Source organism: Kocuria sp. CPCC 205231 (assembly GCF_040980965.1).
Classification (GTDB): Bacteria; Actinomycetota; Actinomycetes; order Actinomycetales; family Micrococcaceae; genus Kocuria; species Kocuria rosea.
Map to the genome: position 1 here is coordinate 1 of NZ_JAVKPP010000107.1, position 531 is coordinate 531.

Here is a 531-nt window from a genome sequence, read left to right on the forward strand (position 1 = left end):
AAAGCATCTCTGCTAATTTCTTAGGATGTCAAACGCTGGTAAGGTTCCTCGCGTTGCGTCGAATTAAACCACATGCTCCACCGCTTGTGCGGGTCCCCGTCAATTCCTTTGAGTTTCATACTTGCGTACGTACTCCCCAGGCGGATTACTTATCGCGTTAGCTTGGGCGCTGAGGTTCGACCCCCAACACCTAGTAATCATCGTTTACGGCGTGGACTACCAGGGTATCTAATCCTGTTTGCTACCCACGCTTTCGCGCTTTAGCGTCAGTATCTGTCCAGTGGGCTGGCTTCCCCATCGGCATTCCTACAAATATCTACGAATTTCACCTCTACACTTGTAGTTCCGCCCACCTCTCCAGTACTCTAGTTTGGCAGTTTCCAACGCAATACGGAGTTGAGCCCCGCATTTTCACATCAGACTTACCAAACCGCCTAGACGCGCTTTACGCCCAATAAATCCGGATAACGCTTGCGACATACGTATTACCGCGGCTGCTGGCACGTATTTAGCCGTCGCTTCTTCTGTTGG

The 531-nt window shown here is 50.8% G+C and carries 1 rRNA gene; it reads right to left on the minus strand.

The window, feature by feature from the left end:
• Positions 1-531: ribosomal RNA gene (locus tag RF640_RS19090) — 16S ribosomal RNA — on the minus strand; the annotation flags it as partial.